This is a genomic window from Stenotrophomonas chelatiphaga (genome assembly GCF_001431535.1).
GTDB classification, from domain to species: Bacteria; Pseudomonadota; Gammaproteobacteria; order Xanthomonadales; family Xanthomonadaceae; genus Stenotrophomonas; species Stenotrophomonas chelatiphaga.
On the sequence record NZ_LDJK01000041.1, the window covers coordinates 1 to 17,123 of the forward strand.

At 64.1% G+C, this 17,123-nt stretch carries 17 protein-coding genes and 2 tRNA genes; 18 read left to right on the top strand and 1 reads right to left on the bottom strand.

What is annotated here, in order from left to right:
- Positions 1-208, bottom strand: a 208-nt coding sequence (locus tag ABB28_RS18250; protein ID WP_211260380.1) for a hypothetical protein, incomplete at its 3' end; no start/stop codon positions are given.
- On the opposite strand from ABB28_RS18250, the gene tpiA reads away from it, so the two are divergent.
- The 18 genes from tpiA (at position 207) to ABB28_RS09850 (ending at position 16,903) form a co-directional block, all read left to right on the top strand.
- Positions 207-962: a triose-phosphate isomerase gene (gene tpiA, locus ABB28_RS09765; protein WP_057508448.1), complete on the top strand. Its 756-nt coding sequence runs from the start codon at positions 207-209 to the stop codon at positions 960-962. The genes ABB28_RS18250 and tpiA overlap by 2 nt on opposite strands.
- Positions 963-991: 29 nt before the next feature.
- Positions 992-1,447 (top strand): preprotein translocase subunit SecG, encoded by a 456-nt coding sequence (gene secG, locus ABB28_RS09770; RefSeq protein ID WP_057508449.1) that lies wholly within the window; start codon positions 992-994, stop codon positions 1,445-1,447.
- 51 nt (positions 1,448-1,498) lie between these two features.
- Positions 1,499-1,583: transfer RNA gene (locus ABB28_RS09775), tRNA-Leu, on the top strand.
- A gap of 115 nt (positions 1,584-1,698) precedes the next feature.
- Positions 1,699-2,055, top strand: a complete 357-nt coding sequence (locus ABB28_RS09780; protein WP_042614960.1) for an NADH-quinone oxidoreductase subunit A — start codon at positions 1,699-1,701, stop codon at positions 2,053-2,055.
- Positions 2,046-2,600 (top strand): NuoB/complex I 20 kDa subunit family protein, encoded by a 555-nt coding sequence (locus ABB28_RS09785; RefSeq protein WP_057508450.1) that lies wholly within the window; start codon positions 2,046-2,048, stop codon positions 2,598-2,600. The genes ABB28_RS09780 and ABB28_RS09785 overlap by 10 nt, the downstream gene beginning before the upstream one ends.
- 33 nt (positions 2,601-2,633) lie before the next feature.
- Positions 2,634-3,380: an NADH-quinone oxidoreductase subunit C gene (locus ABB28_RS09790; protein WP_057508451.1), complete on the top strand. Its 747-nt coding sequence runs from the start codon at positions 2,634-2,636 to the stop codon at positions 3,378-3,380.
- Between the two features lie 11 nt (positions 3,381-3,391).
- Positions 3,392-4,699 carry an NADH-quinone oxidoreductase subunit D gene (locus tag ABB28_RS09795; RefSeq protein WP_057508459.1) on the top strand — a complete coding sequence of 436 codons (1,308 nt, stop codon included), beginning with the start codon at positions 3,392-3,394 and terminating at the stop codon, positions 4,697-4,699.
- 97 nt (positions 4,700-4,796) lie between these two features.
- Positions 4,797-5,324, top strand: a complete 528-nt coding sequence (nuoE, locus tag ABB28_RS09800; protein ID WP_042614963.1) for an NADH-quinone oxidoreductase subunit NuoE — start codon at positions 4,797-4,799, stop codon at positions 5,322-5,324.
- Between the two features lie 3 nt (positions 5,325-5,327).
- Complete coding sequence (gene nuoF, locus ABB28_RS09805; RefSeq protein ID WP_057508452.1) at positions 5,328-6,668, top strand: NADH-quinone oxidoreductase subunit NuoF; 1,341 nt, start codon at positions 5,328-5,330, stop codon at positions 6,666-6,668.
- Positions 6,665-8,899, top strand: coding sequence for an NADH-quinone oxidoreductase subunit NuoG (gene nuoG / locus ABB28_RS09810; protein ID WP_057508453.1), 2,235 nt, complete (start codon positions 6,665-6,667; stop codon positions 8,897-8,899). The genes nuoF and nuoG overlap by 4 nt, the downstream gene beginning before the upstream one ends.
- Positions 8,896-9,990 carry an NADH-quinone oxidoreductase subunit NuoH gene (nuoH, locus tag ABB28_RS09815; protein ID WP_057508454.1) on the top strand — a complete coding sequence of 365 codons (1,095 nt, stop codon included), beginning with the start codon at positions 8,896-8,898 and terminating at the stop codon, positions 9,988-9,990. Before nuoG ends, nuoH begins: the two co-directional genes overlap by 4 nt.
- A gap of 4 nt (positions 9,991-9,994) precedes the next feature.
- Positions 9,995-10,483, top strand: coding sequence for an NADH-quinone oxidoreductase subunit NuoI (gene nuoI / locus ABB28_RS09820; protein ID WP_042614967.1), 489 nt, complete (start codon positions 9,995-9,997; stop codon positions 10,481-10,483).
- A 9-nt stretch (positions 10,484-10,492) separates the two neighbouring features.
- Positions 10,493-11,164, top strand: a complete 672-nt coding sequence (locus ABB28_RS09825) for an NADH-quinone oxidoreductase subunit J (protein ID WP_057508455.1) — start codon at positions 10,493-10,495, stop codon at positions 11,162-11,164.
- On the top strand, positions 11,161-11,466 hold the full coding sequence (nuoK, locus tag ABB28_RS09830; RefSeq protein ID WP_042614969.1) for an NADH-quinone oxidoreductase subunit NuoK: 306 nt from the start codon (positions 11,161-11,163) through the stop codon (positions 11,464-11,466). Before ABB28_RS09825 ends, nuoK begins: the two co-directional genes overlap by 4 nt.
- A 7-nt stretch (positions 11,467-11,473) precedes the next feature.
- Positions 11,474-13,675, top strand: a complete 2,202-nt coding sequence (nuoL, locus tag ABB28_RS09835; protein ID WP_057508456.1) for an NADH-quinone oxidoreductase subunit L — start codon at positions 11,474-11,476, stop codon at positions 13,673-13,675.
- 23 nt (positions 13,676-13,698) lie between these two features.
- Positions 13,699-15,207, top strand: a complete 1,509-nt coding sequence (locus tag ABB28_RS09840) for an NADH-quinone oxidoreductase subunit M (RefSeq protein ID WP_057508457.1) — start codon at positions 13,699-13,701, stop codon at positions 15,205-15,207.
- A gap of 36 nt (positions 15,208-15,243) precedes the next feature.
- The gene (nuoN, locus tag ABB28_RS09845) at positions 15,244-16,704 is read left to right on the top strand and encodes an NADH-quinone oxidoreductase subunit NuoN (protein WP_057508458.1); all 1,461 of its coding nucleotides are present in this window, start codon (positions 15,244-15,246) and stop codon (positions 16,702-16,704) included.
- Positions 16,705-16,826: 122 nt separating this feature from the next.
- A tRNA-Met gene (locus ABB28_RS09850) sits at positions 16,827-16,903 on the top strand.
- Positions 16,904-17,123: the final 220 nt, after the last annotated feature.

Consider the following 17,123-nt stretch of genomic DNA (forward strand, 5'->3'; position numbering starts at 1 on the left):
GAAACGAGGCCCGCAGGAGCAGCTCTTGCCGTCCCCCGGCCAGCCCCGCCGCCCGGCCCACCCCCAGCAGCAGCTTGCAAGCAGCCAGCCGCGAGGGGGTATCACCCGCTCGACTACCCACAAACCAGATGTAACCGATTACGGCCCAACGGCGGATAATTTCATTCGTTATCATGTTCGGCTGATACGAAACGGAGCCATCGCCCATGCGCCGCAAGATCGTCGCCGGAAACTGGAAACTGCACGGAACCCGTGAGTTCGCCACCACCCTGGTCACCGACATCGCCAATGGCGCACCGGAGCAGGGGGTCGAGCTGGTGATCCTGCCGCCGCTGCCGTACCTCGGCGAGCTGGCCGATGATTTCGCCGATACCGCCGTTTCCTTCGGCGCCCAGGACGTCAGCAGCAACGAGAAGGGCGCCTACACCGGCGAAGTCTCGGCCAGCATGCTGCATGAAGTGGGGGCCCGTTATGGCCTGGTGGGGCATTCCGAACGCCGCCAGTACCACCACGAAAGCAGCGAGCTGGTCGCGCGCAAGTTCGCCGCCGCGCTGCACGCCGGCCTGGTGCCGGTGCTGTGCGTGGGCGAAACCCTGGAACAGCGCGAAGCCGGCCAGACCGAGGCGGTGATCGCCAGCCAGCTGGCCCCGGTGCTGGCCTTGGTGGGAGGGCAGGGCTTTGAAAACGCCGTGGTGGCCTACGAACCGGTCTGGGCCATTGGCACCGGCCGTACCGCCAGCAAGGAGCAGGCGCAGCAGGTGCATGCCTTCATCCGTGGCGAAGTGGCCAAGGTGGATGCTAGAATCGCCGATTCCCTGACCATCCTTTACGGTGGCAGCGTGAAGCCCGACAATGCCGCCGAGCTGTTCGCACAGCCCGACGTCGATGGCGGGCTGGTAGGCGGCGCCTCGTTGGTGGCCGCCGATTTTCTGGCCATCGCCCAGGCGGCGGCCGCAACCTGATGAAGAAGTAGTCCGAGGACGGATTCCAGATGCTGATGTTGATCCTCAATGTCGTTTACGTGCTGGTCGCTGTGGCCATGATCGCGCTGATCCTGATGCAGCGTGGTTCGGGTGCCGCCGCGGGTTCGGGCTTTGGTGCCGGCGCCTCGGGCACCGTGTTCGGCGCGCGCGGCGCGTCCAACTTCATGTCCAAGTCCACCAAGTGGCTGGCCGTGGTGTTCTTCGGCATCAGCCTGTTCATGGCCTGGTACGCCGGCCACGGCAGCCGCCCGGCCGCGCAGCAGGACCTCGGCCTGATGGCCGCACCGGCCGCCAGCGTCCCGGTGGCTCCGGCGGGTGAGCGTCCGGCCAGCGTGCCGGCGGCAGACCCGGTGCCGGTCCAGCAGCCTGCGCAGCAGCCGGTTCCGGCCGCGACTGTGCCGGCTCAGGCGGAATCTTCAAATTCTGGTGAAGAAAAGCAGCCGGAAGGCTCCCAGAAAGACTGAAGACGGTTACAATACGCCGCGCACTGGATAGATAGTCCAGCGTGATCGTAAGCCCAGGTGGCGGAATTGGTAGACGCACTACCTTGAGGTGGTAGCGACTTAGGTCGTAGGGGTTCGAGTCCCCTCTTGGGCACCATTTAGTAAGTAAAGCGGGTACGTCCGGCGCGCTCTGCGCCGGGTAGCGTTGTCCCGTCCACTCCCCCATGCCAAAGCGCCTGCAGGCGCGGCGGCAGAGGCAAGAGAGAATCGCTGTGCTGGCCGAATATTTGCCGTCTCTGCTGTTTCTGATCGTCGCTACCGGTATCGGCATCACGCTGATGCTGATTGGACGATTCCTCGGCCCACGCCGTCCCGATCTGCAGAAGCTCTCGCCGTACGAATGCGGCTTCGAGGCTTTTGAAGACGCACGCATGAAGTTCGACGTGCGCTATTACCTGATCGCGATCCAGTTCATCGTCTTCGATCTGGAAATCATCTTCATCGTGCCCTGGACCCAGGTCTTCATGGAGCTCGGCGCGCGTTCGCTGGTCACCATGGGCCTGTTCGTGGGCATGCTGTTCCTTGGCTTCATTTACGTCTGGAAGAAGGGAGCGCTGGAATGGGAGTGATCCAAACTCTCGACGGCCTGATGAACAACCCGAGCCCGGAAGGGCGGGTTGACGACATCCTGCGACCGGCTGGCGATAATCCGCTGCTGGACAAGGGTTATGTCACCACCAGCGTCGATGCCCTGTTGAACTGGGCCCGTACCGGTTCGATGTGGCCGATGACCTTCGGCCTGGCCTGCTGTGCCGTTGAAATGATGCATGCCGGTGCCGCGCGCCTGGACCTGGACCGTTACGGCGTGGTGTTCCGCCCGTCGCCGCGCCAGTCCGACGTGATGATCGTGGCCGGTACGCTGGTCAACAAGATGGCCCCGGCGCTGCGCAAGGTCTACGACCAGATGCCGGACCCGAAGTGGGTCATCTCGATGGGCAGCTGCGCCAACGGTGGCGGCTACTACCATTATTCCTATTCGGTTGTCCGCGGTTGCGACCGCGTGGTGCCGGTGGACATCTATGTCCCGGGCTGCCCGCCGACCGCCGAAGCGCTGGTGTACGGGATCCTGCAGCTGCAGAAGAAGATCTGGCGTACGCAGACCATCGCCCGCTGACCCTTCCACACTACAAGAGCGCGCCAAGCCCCCATGGCAGAGCAAGCATCCTTCATCGACCGACTTTCCGCCCGCTTCACCAGCGGCAAGGTCATCGTGGTCGAACCCCGCGGCGAAGTGACGCTGGAAGTGCCTGCCTCCGATTGGCACGCCACCGCGCTCGCGTTGCGTGACGAATTCGGTTTCGAGCAATCCGTCGACCTGTGCGGCGTCGATTATCTCGGTTACGGCTCTGACGAATGGGACACCGCTGACGTGTCCTCGCAGGGCTTCAGCCGCGGTGTCGAAGGCAAGGGCGCCGGTCGCTTCGCCTGGGGCGAGTTCCCCAGCGAAGAAGATGCCGGTGGCGCCCAGCCGCAGCACATGCCGACCCAGCGTTTCGCCGTGGTCGCCCAGCTGCGTTCCTACCAGCACAACCTGATGCTGCACCTGCGCTGCTTCGCCCCGAATGAAGGCCTGCCGGTCGTGCGTTCGCTGACCGACGTGTGGCCGGGCCTGAACTGGTTCGAGCGCGAAGCATTCGATCTGTTCGGCGTGATCTTCGAAGGCCACCCGGACCTGCGCCGCATCCTGACCGACTACGGATTCGTCGGCCACCCGTTCCGCAAGGACTTCCCGCTGATCGGCAACGTCGAAGTGCGTTACGACGAAGAGAAGAAGCGCGTGGTCTATGAGCCGGTCACCTCGGTGGAGCCGCGCGTCGGCGTGCCGCGCGTGATCCGTGACGACGCCCGCCTGCAGACCGCAGCCGGTGAGCGTTCGCAGGAGGCAATGAAGTGAGTGCTGAAGTGATCAAGCCGGTCGAACAGGCGCATTCCGCCTTCGCCAGCAATGCCGCCGAAAGCCGGCAGGAAATCCGCAACTACACGATGAATTTCGGCCCGCAGCATCCGGCCGCGCACGGTGTGCTGCGCCTGATCCTGGAAATGGACGGCGAAACCATCATGCGTGCCGATCCGCATGTCGGCCTGCTGCACCGTGGTACCGAAAAGCTCGCCGAGTCCAAGCCGTTCAACCAGTCCATCGGTTACATGGACCGCCTGGATTACGTGTCGATGATGTGCAACGAGCACGCCTACGTGCGCGCCATCGAGACCCTGATGGGGATCGAAGCGCCGGAGCGTGCGCAGTACATCCGCACCATGTTCGACGAAATCACCCGCATCCTGAACCACCTGATGTGGCTGGGTTCCAACGCGCTCGATCTGGGCGCGATGGCAGTGATGCTGTACGCCTTCCGTGAACGCGAAGAGCTGATGGACTGCTACGAGGCAGTGTCCGGCGCTCGCATGCACGCGGCGTACTACCGTCCGGGCGGCGTCTACCGCGACCTGCCGGACCACATGCCGAAGTACAAGGAATCGCGCTGGCACAAGGGCAATGCCCTCAAGCAGCTGAATGCATCGCGCGAAGGCTCGCTGCTCGATTTCATCGAGAATTTCACCAACGAATTCCCCGGTCGCGTCGACGAGTACGAAACCCTGCTCACCGACAACCGCATCTGGAAGCAGCGTACCGTCGGCATCGGCGTGGTGTCGCCGGAACTGGCCCACCAGTGGGGCATGACCGGCGTGATGCTGCGCGGCTCCGGCGTTGCCTGGGACCTGCGCAAGAAGCGTCCGTACGCTAAGTACGATGCGGTCGATTTCGACATTCCGCTGGGCAAGGAAGGCGACTGCTATGACCGCTACCTGTGCCGCGTGGCCGAAATGCGCGAGTCCAACCGCATCATCAAGCAGTGCGTGGCGTGGCTGAAGGCCAACCCGGGTCCGGTGATCGTCAACAACTTCAAGGTCGCGCCGCCGAGCCGCGAGGCGATGAAGGACGACATGGAAGCGCTGATCCACCACTTCAAGCTGTTCAGTGAAGGCTACTGCGTGCCGGCCGGTGAAACCTACGCCGCCGTCGAAGCGCCGAAGGGTGAGTTTGGCTGCTACCTGATGTCCGACGGTGCCAACAAGCCGTTCCGCGTGCACCTGCGTGCGCCGGGCTTCGCCCACCTGTCCTCGATCGATTCGATCGTGCGCGGCCACATGCTGGCCGACGTGGTGGCGATGATCGGTACCTACGACCTGGTGTTCGGCGAGGTCGACCGGTGAATCCGGCCGACCTGACCCTCTTTCCTGCAGGCAGCCGGCGCAAGCCGGCGCCGCAGCATATGGAATTCCAAGACATGCATTTCGCTGAGGTCGGCCGATGAAGGCGACAGGTAATTTCGAGGCGGCGCGCGACGTCGATCCGATGGTGGTGCTGAGCGACAAGACCCGTGCTCACATCGATCACTGGCTGTCCAAGTTCCCGCCGGACCGCAAGCGCTCGGCCGTGCTGCAGGGCCTGCACGCTGCGCAGGAACAGAACGCAGGCTGGCTGACCGACGAGCTGATCGCCGGCGTGGCCAAGTACCTGGACCTGCCGCCGGTGTGGGCCTACGAGGTCGCCAGCTTCTACTCGATGTTCGAGCTGGAAAAGGTGGGCCGCCACAACGTGGCGTTCTGCACCAACATCAGCTGCTGGTTGAACGGTGCCGAAGACCTGGTCGCGCACGCCGAGAAGAAGCTCGGTTGCCGCACCGGCCAGTCCACCGCGGACGGTCGTATCTACCTCAAGCGCGAAGAAGAGTGCCTGGCTGGTTGTGCCGGTGCACCGATGATGGTCATCAACGGCCATTACCACGAGCGCCTGACCGTCGAGAAAGTCGACGAGCTGCTGGACGGGTTGGAGTAAGCCATGGCACATCATCACGCACCCAGTGGTCCGGTCGGTCCCGCACCGTTGCCGCACCAGGTGGTCTACACCACCCTGCATTACGACACTCCGTGGTCGTATGAAAGCTACCTCAAGACCGGTGGCTATGCCGCCCTGCGCAAGATCCTCGAAGAGAAGATCTCGCCGGAGCAGGTCATCGAGATGGTCAAGCAGTCCAACCTGCGCGGCCGTGGCGGCGCCGGTTTTCCGACCGGCCTGAAGTGGTCCTTCATGCCCAAGGGCACGATGCAGAAGTACATCCTGTGCAATTCGGATGAATCCGAGCCGGGTACCTGCAAGGACCGCGACATCCTGCGTTACAACCCGCATTCGGTGGTGGAAGGCATGGCGATCGCCTGCTACGCCACCGGCAGCACCGTGGGCTACAACTACCTGCGCGGCGAGTTCCACCACGAGCCGTTCGAGAACTTCGAACAGGCCCTGGCCGACGCGTACGCCAACGGCTGGCTGGGCAAGGACATCCTCGGCAGCGGCGTGGACATCGACATCTACGGTGCGCTGGGCGCCGGCGCCTACATCTGCGGCGAAGAAACCGCGCTGATGGAATCGCTGGAAGGCAAGAAGGGCCAGCCGCGCTACAAGCCGCCGTTCCCGGCGAACTTCGGCCTGTACGGCAAGCCCAGCACCATCAACAACACCGAGACCTATGCCTCGGTGCCGGCGATCATCCGCAATGGACCGGAATGGTTCCAGGGCCTGTCGCTGACCAAGAACGGCGGTCCGAAGATCTTCTCGGTGTCCGGCTGCGTGCAGCAGGGCGGCAACTTCGAAGTGCCGCTGGGCACCACCTTCGACGACCTGCTGGAAATGGCCGGTGGCCTGAAGCCGGGCCGCACGCTGAAGGGCGCCGTCCCGGGCGGCGTGTCGATGCCGGTGCTGAAGGCCGAAGAGCTGAAGGGCCTGCAGATGGACTACGACACCCTGCGTGCCCTCGGCACCGGGCTGGGGTCGGGCGCCATCGTGGTGCTGGACGACAGCGTGTGCTGCGTCAAGTTCGCCTGCCGCATCAGCCAGTTCTTCCACAAGGAATCCTGTGGCCAGTGCACGCCGTGCCGTGAAGGTACCGGCTGGATGCACCGGGTGCTGGAGCGCATCGTCGCCGGCAAGGCCACGATGGAAGACCTGCACCAGCTGAAGGCCGTGGCCGGCCAGATCGAAGGCCACACCATCTGTGCGTTCGGTGAAGCGGCGGCATGGCCCATCCAAGGGTTCCTGCGCCAGTTCTGGGACGAATTCGAGTACTACATCGTCAACGGTCATTCGATGGTTGACGGCAAGAAGGTGGAGGCTGCTGCCGCATGAGCGCGCAACCCGTAAGTCCCAACGTGCCACCGGACCACGTCACCGTCGAAATCGACGGCCAGTCGCTGGTCGTGCCGAAGGGCTCGATGATCATCCAGGCCGCCGACAAGGCCGGCATCCCGATCCCGCGCTTCTGCTACCACGAGAAGCTGCCGATCGCCGCCAACTGCCGCATGTGCCTGGTGGACGTGGAGAAGTCGCCGAAGCCGGCGCCTGCCTGCGCGACCCCGGTGATGGATGGCATGAAGGTCGCCACCCGCAGCGAAAAGGCACTCAAGTTCCAGCGTTCGGTGATGGAGTTCCTGCTCATCAACCATCCGCTGGACTGCCCGGTCTGCGACCAGGGCGGCGAGTGCGAACTGCAGGACGTGTCGCTCGGCTATGGCCGTTCGGTCAGCCGCTTCAACGAGCGCAAGCGCGTGGTTGTGGATGAGGACATGGGGCCGCTGGTGGCCACCGAAATGACCCGCTGCATCCAGTGCACCCGCTGTGTCCGCTTCACCGCCGACGTGGCCGGTACCTATGAACTGGGTGGCATGTACCGCGGCGAGAACCTGCAGATCGGTACCTACGACGGCAAGCCGTTGACCACCGAACTGTCCGGCAACGTGGTCGATGTCTGCCCGGTCGGCGCGCTGACCAACAAGGTGTTCCAGTTCCGCGCCCGTCCGTGGGAACTGACCGCGCGCGAATCGCTGGGTTACCACGATGCGATGGGCTCGAACCTGTTCCTGCACGTGCGTCGCGGCGAAGTGCTGCGCACCGTGCCGCGCGACAACGAGCTGGTCAACGAATGCTGGCTGTCCGATCGTGACCGCTACTCGCACCAGGGCCTGTACAGCGAAGACCGTGCGGTCAAGCCGCTGCGCAAGGTCAATGGCGAGTGGAAGGAAGTGAGCTGGGCCGAAGGCCTGGCCGCTGCCGCCGACATCCTCAAGGCCAACCAGGGCGACGCGCTGGGCGTGCTGGTGCACCCGTCGACCTCGAACGAGGAGGGCGCACTGCTGGCCCGCCTGGCGTCGGGCCTGGGTTCGACCCACATCGACCACCGCATCAACAACCGCGACTTCTCCGACGCGGCGACCGCCGAAGTGTTCGGGCTGCCGCTGGCCGAAATCGAAGGCGCCGACCAGGTCGTGGTGCTGGGCAGCAACATCCGCCATGAACTTCCGCTGCTGCATGCCCGCCTGCGCAAGGCGCAGACCAGCAACGGCGCGAAGATCCACGTGGTCAACCCGGTCGACTTCGACTTCGCCTTCAGCATCGCCAGCAAGCAGATCGTCGCTCCGTCGACCTTCGCCGGCGCGCTGGAAAACGCAGACCTGCGTTCGGCGGTGCAGGGCGGTCGCAACACCGTGCTGATCGTCGGTGGCATCGCCGAAAACCACCCGCAGGCCGCCGCGATCCGCGCCGCTGCGCGTGACTTCGCCGCTGCAACCGGTGCCAAGCTGTGCCGTATCCCGCAGGGCGCCAATGCCATCGGCCTGACCCGCGCCGGCGTGCTGCCGGCCGGCAAGGACGTGGCCGGCATGCTGGCCCAGCCGCGCCAGGCCTACGTGGTCTACGGCCTTGAGCCGGGCCTGGATTTCGCCGACGCCCCCGCCGCCCGCAAGGCGCTGGCCGGTGCCCAGGTGGTGGCCTTCAGCCAGTTCGCCTGCGCTTCGACCCGCGATGTCGCCGACGTGATCCTGCCGATCGGCGCGCTGCCGGAAATCGATGCCACGCTGACCAATCTCGATGGTCGCTCGCAGTCGGCCCGTGCCGGCGGCAAGCTGCCGGGTGAGGCCCGCGAGGGCTGGCGCGTGCTGCGTGCCCTGGGTGGCGAAATGGCGCTGGCTGGTTTCGAGTTCACCGACCTGGCCGGCCTGCGCGCCAGTCTGGCGCCGGTGAGCGTGACCGTTGCTGCCTCGGCGGCCGCTGCCGTTGCCAGCGAAGGCCTGGAAGTGGCTTCGACCGCTGCGATTTACCGCACCGACGCGGTGGTCCGCCGTGCACCGGCGCTGCAGTCGCATCCGCTCAACACGGCCCCGCGCATCGTGCTCAATGCCGAAGACGCCGCCCGCCTGCAGCTGCAGGAAGGCCAGATGGCCAAGGTCGGCACCGATGCCGGTCGCGCCACGCTGCCGGTGGTGGTCGACGCCCGCGTCGCCGCGGGTTCGGTCTGGATTGAATCGGGCCACGGTGCAACCGCACCGCTGGGCGCCGCACGCGTAACGGTGGTGGCTGCATGAACGAATTGCTGTTGAACGCAGTGGACCCGCTGCACCAGTGGCTGCTTGGCCTTGGTGAAATCGGCGCCCTGCTGTGGATCATCCTGAAGATCCTGGTGATCACCATGCCGGTGATCATCTCGGTGGCCTTCTACGTGGTCTGGGAGCGCAAGCTGATCGGCTGGATGCACGTGCGCCACGGCCCGATGTACGTGGGCATGGGCATCTTCCAGGCCTTCGCCGACGTCTTCAAGCTGCTGTTCAAGGAAGTGCTGCAGCCGGCCAACGCACACAAGGTGCTGTTCCTGCTGGCGCCGTTGATCACCCTGGCACCGGCCTTCGCGGCCTGGTCGGTGGTGCCCTTCGACGCCCAGCTGGTGCTGTCCAATGCCAATGCCGGCCTGTTGTACCTGCTGGCGATGACCTCGCTGGGTGTGTACGGCATCATCCTGGCCGGCTGGGCATCCAACTCGAAGTACGCCTTCCTGGGTGCGATGCGCGCCTCGGCGCAGATGATCAGCTACGAAATCGCGATGGGCTTTGCCCTGGTCGGTGTGATGATCGCCTCGGGCAGCCTGAACCTGACCGGCATCGTCATGGCGCAGGCGGGCAACTCCGGCTTCTTCGACTGGTTCCTGCTGCCGCTGTTCCCGCTGTTCGTCGTGTACTGGGTGTCCGGCGTGGCCGAAACCAACCGCGCGCCGTTCGACGTGGTGGAAGGCGAATCGGAAATCGTCGCCGGCCACATGGTGGAATACTCCGGCGGTGCCTTCGCGCTGTTCTTCCTGGCCGAATACGCGAACATGATCCTGATCAGCTTCCTGATCTCGATCTTCTTCCTCGGTGGCTGGTTGAGCCCGATCCAGGGCTGGGTGAATCCGGGCGCGATCTCGCCGTTCATCGACTGGATCTGGAACGGTGGCTGGCCGTGGCTGTTCGTCAAGGTCTTCTTCTTCGCCAGCGCCTACATCTGGTTCCGTGCCAGCTTCCCGCGCTTCCGCTATGACCAGATCATGCGACTGGGCTGGAAGGTCTTCATCCCGCTCACCATCTTCTGGATCGCGGTTACCGCCGTGATGGTGTTCTTCGGCGTGATTCAAAAGGGTGTCTAACGTAATGAACAGGATTACCCATTACTTCAAGAGCCTGTTGCTGCTGGAGCTGTTGGCCGGTCTGTGGCTGACGCTGAAGTACAGCTTCAAGCCGAAGTACACCATGATGTACCCGATGGAAAAGTTCCCGCAGTCCCCGCGCTTCCGCGGCCTGCACGCCCTGCGCCGTTACCCCAACGGTGAAGAGCGCTGCATCGCCTGCAAGCTGTGCGAGGCGGTCTGCCCGGCACTGGCCATCACCATCGATTCGGCCAAGCGCGAGGACGGCACCCGCCGCACCACGCGCTACGACATCGATCTGTTCAAGTGCATCTTCTGTGGCTTCTGCGAAGAAAGCTGCCCGGTGGACTCGATCGTCGAGACCCACATCCTCGAGTACCACTTCGAGAATCGTGGCGAAAACATCGTTACCAAGCCGCAGCTGCTGGCCCTGGGTGATCGGCTTGAAACCGAAATCGCCGAGCGCCGTGCCGCCGACGCTGCTTACCGCTGAGGTCGAGACATGGATTGGGTAAATATCGCTTTCTGGGTTTTCGCCATCGCAGCCGGTGTTTCGGCCGCGGCGGTGATCAGTGCGCGCAGCCCGGTCAACGCCGTGCTCTGCCTGGTGCTGACCTTCTTCTCCGTGGCCTGCATCTGGATCCTGGTCGGCGCTGAGTTCCTCGGCGTGGCCCTGGTGCTGGTGTATGTCGGCGCGGTGATGGTGCTGTTCCTGTTCGTGGTGATGATGCTGGACATCGACACCGACAACCTGCGCGAAGGCTGGGTGCGTTACCTGCCGGTCGGACTGGTCGTCGCGGTGGTGATGCTGGTGCAGATCGTCACCCTGATCGGCGTGCGGGGCAGGGCGGTCAACCCGTTCCCGGCCGACAACGCCGCCGCGCTGGCTGCCGACACCTCCAACATCACCTGGCTGGCGCGCAGCCTGTTCACCGAGTACCTGCTGCCGTTCGAGTTCGCCGCGGTCATCCTGACCGTCGCGGTGGTCGCTGCGGTCATGCTGACCCTGCGTCACCGCACCGGCCTGAAGACGCAGAATCCGGGCGAGCAGACCATGGTCAAGTCGCGTGACCGCCTGACGGTGGTCAAGATGAACGCCGAACAGCCGTTCGTGCACAGCAACACCAAGGCCGCCGTCGATGTGCCGGCCGCCGGCGAGGAGACCAAGCCATGATCACGTTGGGCCACATCCTGGCGCTGGGCGCGGTGCTGTTCTGCATCAGCCTGGCCGGCATCTTCCTCAACCGGAAGAACGTCATCGTCCTGCTGATGTCCATCGAACTGATGCTGCTGTCGGTGAACATCAATTTCGTCGGGTTCTCGCGCGAACTGGGTGACACGGCCGGACAGCTGTTCGTGTTCTTCATCCTGACCGTCGCCGCTGCCGAGGCCGCCATCGGCCTGGCGATCCTGGTGACCCTGTTCCGTACACGTCGAACGATCAATGTCGGCGAAGTCGATTCGTTGAAGGGCTGATTAACAGATGGAAATCACACTCGCCAAGAGTCTGTTGATCGCAGTGGTGCTTGCACCGCTGTTCGGCAGCATCATCGCCGGCCTGTTCGGTCGTCAGGTCGGGCGCCTCGGCGCGCAGACCATCACCATCCTCGGCGTGGCAGTCAGCTGCGCCCTGTCGATGTACACGTTCTACCAGCTGCTGTGGGGCGGCGCGCAGCCGTTCAACGAAAACCTGTACACCTTCTTCGAAGTGGGCCAGTACTCGGCACACGTCGGCTTCATGGTCGACAAACTGACCGCGATGATGATGGTGGTGGTGACCTTCGTGTCGCTGCTGGTGCACGTCTACACCATCGGTTACATGGAAGAAGACCCGGGTTACCAGCGCTTCTTCAGCTACATCTCGCTGTTCACCTTCTCCATGCTCACGCTGGTGATGAGCAACAACTTCCTGCAGCTGTTCTTCGGCTGGGAAGCGGTGGGCCTGGTGTCCTACCTGCTGATCGGTTTCTGGTTCAAGCGCCCGACCGCGATCTTCGCCAACATGAAGGCCTTCCTGGTCAACCGTGTCGGTGACTTCGGCTTCCTGCTCGGTATCGGCGGCGTGTTGTGGGTGTTCGGCACCCTGGACTACGCCACCGTGTTCGCCAAGATCATGGACCCGGAACTGGCCAACGGTGCCATCCAGGTGTGGTCCGGTTCGATCGACCTGTTCGGCCTGCACATCGGCGTGCTGGAACAGCCGGTGGTCTGGGCCAGCGCCACGGTGATCTGCATCTGCCTGTTCATCGGTGCGATGGGCAAGTCCGCCCAGGTGCCGCTGCACGTCTGGCTGCCGGACTCGATGGAAGGCCCGACCCCGATCTCGGCGCTGATCCACGCCGCGACCATGGTCACCGCCGGCATCTTCATGGTGACCCGCATGTCGCCGCTGTTCGAGCTGTCGCCGACCGCGCTGAACTTCGTGCTGTTCATCGGTGCCACCACCGCGTTCTTCACCGGCCTGATCGGTATCGTGCAGAACGACATCAAGCGCGTCGTCGCGTACTCCACGCTGTCCCAGCTGGGCTACATGACCGTCGCGCTGGGCGTCTCGGCGTATTCGGCCGCGGTGTTCCACCTGATGACCCACGCCTTCTTCAAGGCGCTGCTGTTCCTCGGCGCGGGCTCGGTGATCATCGCCATGCACCACGAGCAGGACATGCGCAAGATGGGCGGCCTGCGCAAGTACATGCCGATCACCTTCATCACCATGTGGATCGGTACGCTGGCCCTGGTCGGCACCCCGTTCTTCTCCGGCTTCTACTCGAAGGACACCATCATCGAGGCGGCCGAAATCCACGCGCACATGTCCAGCAGCTGGGTCGCGACCTATGCCTACTGGGCCGTGCTCGGTGGCGTGCTGGTGACCAGCTTCTACAGCTTCCGCCTGCTGTTCATGACCTTCCACGGCAAGGAACGCTTCCGTGACGTGGCGCATGACGACCACGGCCATGGCCACGATGCGCATGCGCATGACGACCATGCCTATGCCGCCGATGCGTACCACGCTGATGCGCATGCCGGCCACGACGACCACGGCCACGGCCATGGTCCGCACGAGCCGCATGAAACCCCGTGGGTGGTGACGCTGCCGCTGATCCTGCTGGCGATCCCGTCGATCATCATCGGTTTCTTCAGCATCGGTCCGATGCTGCATGGCACCGACTGGGCAGGTCATCACGCGCATGAAGGCGTCAAGGGCCAGGCCACCAACTTCTTCACCGGCATCGTGGACTTCTACGATCCGGCCAAGAACACCGTGGGCTTCCTGAGCGAGCACTTCCATGGTCCGGTGCAGTTCGCGCTGCACGGCATGACCCTGCCGCCGTTCTTCCTGACCGTGGCCGGCTTCCTGCTCGCCGTGATCTTCTACCTGTGGAAGCCGGACCTGTCGGGCCGCGCACGCAGGACCTTCGCGCCGGTCGTTTCGGTGCTGGAAAACAAGTACGGCATGGACAAGCTGTGGATCGACGGCTTTGCCGGCGGCAGCGTCAAGCTGGGCAGGGTGGCACGCTGGCTCGACACGAACATCGTCGACGGCACCGTCAACCTGGTCGCACGTGGGGCGGACGTGGCAGCCAATGTGCTGCGTCGTACCCAATCCGGTTTCCTCTATCACTACGCCTTCGCGATGATCATCGGCCTGATTGCCCTCCTGGGCCTGCTGATGCATTACCTGCGTTGATGACCTGTACGGAATAAGAAAACGTGTCGAACTGGCCCCTACTTAGTGTCCTCATCTGGCTGCCGATCATCGGTGGCGCCCTGGTCCTTGCCATCCGTGATGCGCAGACCGCCCGCTGGGCGTCGCTGGGTGTCGCGCTGCTGACCTTCGCCCTGAGCATCCCGCTGCTCACCGGTTACGACCCGGGCATCGACGCGCTGCAGTTCGTCGAAACCCGTGCCTGGATCCCGGCCTACGACATCGGTTACAACCTGGGCGTGGACGGCATCGCCATCGCGCTGATCGCCCTGACCACGCTGGTCAGCGTGCTCGCGCTGATCGGCGCCTGGAGCGCCATCGACAAGCGCGTGAACCAGTACGTGGCGGCCTTCCTGATCCTGGAAGGCGTCACCGTCGGCATCTTCGCTGCCACCGACGCGATGCTGTTCTACGTGTTCTTCGAAGCGATGCTGATCCCGATGTTCCTGATCATCGGTGTCTGGGGCGGCCCGCGCCGCATCTACGCCGCGCTGAAGTTCTTCCTGTACACCTTCCTCGGCTCGGTGCTGATGCTGGTGGCCCTGGTCTACCTGTACCTGAAGGGCGGCAGCTTCCAGCTGGCCGACCTGTACGCGCTGCAGCTGACCGCCACCGAGCAGACCTGGATCTTCTTCGCCTTCCTGATCGCCTTCGCGGTCAAGGTGCCGATGTTCCCGGTGCACACCTGGCTGCCGGACGCCCACGTGGAAGCCCCGACCGCCGGTTCGGTGATCCTGGCCGCCATCGCCCTGAAGATCGGTGGCTACGGCTTCCTGCGCTTCAACCTGCCGATCGTCCCGGACGCGTCGCAGGAATGGGCATGGCTGGTGATCGCGCTCTCGCTGATCGCGGTGATCTACGTCGGCCTGGTTGCGCTGGTGCAGGACGACATGAAGAAGCTGATCGCCTATTCGTCGATCGCACACATGGGCTTCGTCACCCTGGGTACCTTCATTGCCCTGTGGCTGGTGCGTGAGGCCGGCAATGCCGACGCCGCCCGCCTGGGCCTGCAGGGTGCGATGGTGCAGATGATCTCGCACGGCTTCGTGTCCGGTGCGATGTTCTCCTGCGTGGGCGTGCTGTACGACCGCATGCACAGCCGCCGCATCGCCGATTACGGCGGCGTGGTCAACGTGATGCCGTGGTTCGCCACCTTCGCGATGCTGTTCTTCATGGCCAACGCCGGCCTGCCGGGTACCTCCGGTTTCGCAGGCGAATTCATGGTCATCATGGCCGCCTTCCAGCGTAATCCGTGGATCGCACTGGGCGCTGCCACCACCCTGATCATCGGCGCCGCCTACACGCTGTGGCTGTACAAGCGCATCTTCTTCGGTGAAGTGGCCAACGCCCACGTCGCCGAACTGAAGGACATCAACGGCCGCGAGTGGCTGGTGCTGGGCGTGTTCGCCATTGGCGTACTGGCCCTGGGCATCTACCCCAAGCCGCTGACCGACCTGATGGAGCCGTCGATCGCCAAGCTGGCGATGCAGATTGCTTCCAGCAAATTGCTCTGATCGGCCTGCCGAGCGAACTGATTCCAGGATTTGATAATGACCACCTCGCCGTTGCTGCCACTGACCGCTGCTGACCTGCCCCCGCTCGCTCCCGAGCTGGTGCTGGTCGCGAGCGCCTTCGCCCTGATGATCCTCGATCTGTTCGTCAGCAAGCAGAACAAGCTGATCACCCATCTGTTCTCGCTCGCCGCGCTGGCGGTGGTGCTGGTCATGCTGGCCACCGGCACGGGCGGGCAGGGGGAGGTCTTCCACGGCATGTTCGTGCGTGACACCGCTGCCGACGTGATGAAGGTGGTGATCGTGCTGTGCAGCGGGCTGAGCCTGGTGTACGGCTGGAGCTACCTGCGCGAACGCGACCTGTTCCAGGGCGAGATCCCGGTGCTGGTGCTGTTCGCCACCGCCGGCATGATGATCCTGGTGTCCGCCGGCAGCCTGCTGATGGTCTACCTGGGCCTGGAACTGCTGGCGCTGTGCTCCTACGCGTTGGTCGCCAGCAACCGTGACAACGGCCTGGCGTCGGAAGCGGCGATGAAGTACATCGTGCTGGGTTCGCTGGCCTCCGGCCTGCTGCTGTATGGCATGTCGCTGATCTACGGCGCGACCGGTTCGCTGCACCTGGACGTGATCAACGCGGCCATCCCGCAGTCGGAAGAGCGCATGCTGCTGCTGACCGGCGCGGTGTTCATGATCGCCGGCGTGGCCTTCAAGCTCGGTGCTGCCCCGTTCCACATGTGGCTGCCGGACGTGTACCAGGGTGCACCGGCACCGGTTGCGCTGTTCATCAGCTCGGCTCCGAAGCTGGCCGCGTTCGGCATGGCCTACCGCCTGCTGGAAGTCGGCGTGGGTCCGCTGTCGGATGAGTGGAAGATCCTGATCGGTGGCCTGGCCGCGCTGTCGCTGGTGATCGGCAACCTGATGGCGATCGCCCAGCACAACCTGAAGCGCATGCTGGCCTTCTCCACGGTTTCGCACATCGGCTTCCTGCTGATGGGCATCGCCGGTGGTGGCCAGCAGGGCTATTCGGCTGCGCTGTTCTACGCGCTGAGCTACGCGATCATGTCGACCGCCGGCTTCGGCGCGATCATCGCGATGTCGCGCAATGGCTTCGAAGCCGAGAACATCAACGACTACAAGGGCCTGAACGCGCGTAATCCGTGGATGGCGGCGCTGATCCTGTGCATCATGGCGTCGATGGCGGGCATTCCGCCGTTCCTGGGCTTCTGGACCAAGCTGGCAGTGCTGGGCGCGGCGGTCAACGGCGGCATGCTGTGGCTGGCGATCCTGGGCGTGCTGTGCGCGGTGATCGGTGCGTTCTACTACCTGCGCGTGATCAAGGTCATGTACTTCGATGAGCCGGTGGGCGAGCCGCTGCCGCGCAACAACGACCGCGTGCTGGGCGTGGTGCTGGGCGTGAACGCGCTGGCGCTGCTGGCCCTGGGCCTGGCGTGGAACCCGATCATGGTGTGGTGCCAGCAGGCATTTGCACATATTTCCTGAAAAACGATACAAAGCTGCACAATTAGTGTAATATTCGTTTCCTGAGTTGTGACTGCAACGGTTCTGCCAGAACATCGTTGCAAGAGGCCTCCCTCGCGGGGCAGCAATTCAACCACTTCTGATGCGGGGTGGAGCAGTCTGGCAGCTCGTCGGGCTCATAACCCGAAGGTCGCAGGTTCAAATCCTGCCCCCGCTACCAAGACGAACAAGCGACTCCGGAAACGGGGTCGCTTTTTTCGTTATGGGGATTGGGTGCGCTTGCCGCGCGGGCAGAAGCGAAGGCAACGGCAACGGCAACGGCAACGGCAAAAGCTGCAGGGCGGCTGGTTGGGCGGGACGGGGTGGGTTGGCGGGGGACGGCAAGGGCCGCATCCATGCGGGCCTCGTTTCGCGCCATCCATGGCGCTCAACGCCCCCGC

Bases quoted from the DNA above. Each gene is read 5' to 3' on its own strand.
- nuoN (WP_057508458.1), top strand. From the start codon at position 15,244: ATGACCACCTCGCCGTTGCTGCCACTGACCGCTGCTGACCTGCCCCCG.
- nuoI (WP_042614967.1), top strand. From the start codon at position 9,995: ATGAACAGGATTACCCATTACTTCAAGAGCCTGTTGCTGCTGGAGCTG.
- tpiA (WP_057508448.1), top strand. From the start codon at position 207: ATGCGCCGCAAGATCGTCGCCGGAAACTGGAAACTGCACGGAACCCGT.
- nuoH (WP_057508454.1), top strand. From the start codon at position 8,896: ATGAACGAATTGCTGTTGAACGCAGTGGACCCGCTGCACCAGTGGCTG.
- nuoL (WP_057508456.1), top strand. From the start codon at position 11,474: ATGGAAATCACACTCGCCAAGAGTCTGTTGATCGCAGTGGTGCTTGCA.
- ABB28_RS09790 (WP_057508451.1), top strand. From the start codon at position 2,634: ATGGCAGAGCAAGCATCCTTCATCGACCGACTTTCCGCCCGCTTCACC.
- nuoE (WP_042614963.1), top strand. From the start codon at position 4,797: ATGAAGGCGACAGGTAATTTCGAGGCGGCGCGCGACGTCGATCCGATG.
- secG (WP_057508449.1), top strand. From the start codon at position 992: ATGCTGATGTTGATCCTCAATGTCGTTTACGTGCTGGTCGCTGTGGCC.
- nuoG (WP_057508453.1), top strand. From the start codon at position 6,665: ATGAGCGCGCAACCCGTAAGTCCCAACGTGCCACCGGACCACGTCACC.
- nuoK (WP_042614969.1), top strand. From the start codon at position 11,161: ATGATCACGTTGGGCCACATCCTGGCGCTGGGCGCGGTGCTGTTCTGC.
- ABB28_RS09785 (WP_057508450.1), top strand. From the start codon at position 2,046: ATGGGAGTGATCCAAACTCTCGACGGCCTGATGAACAACCCGAGCCCG.
- nuoF (WP_057508452.1), top strand. From the start codon at position 5,328: ATGGCACATCATCACGCACCCAGTGGTCCGGTCGGTCCCGCACCGTTG.
- ABB28_RS09825 (WP_057508455.1), top strand. From the start codon at position 10,493: ATGGATTGGGTAAATATCGCTTTCTGGGTTTTCGCCATCGCAGCCGGT.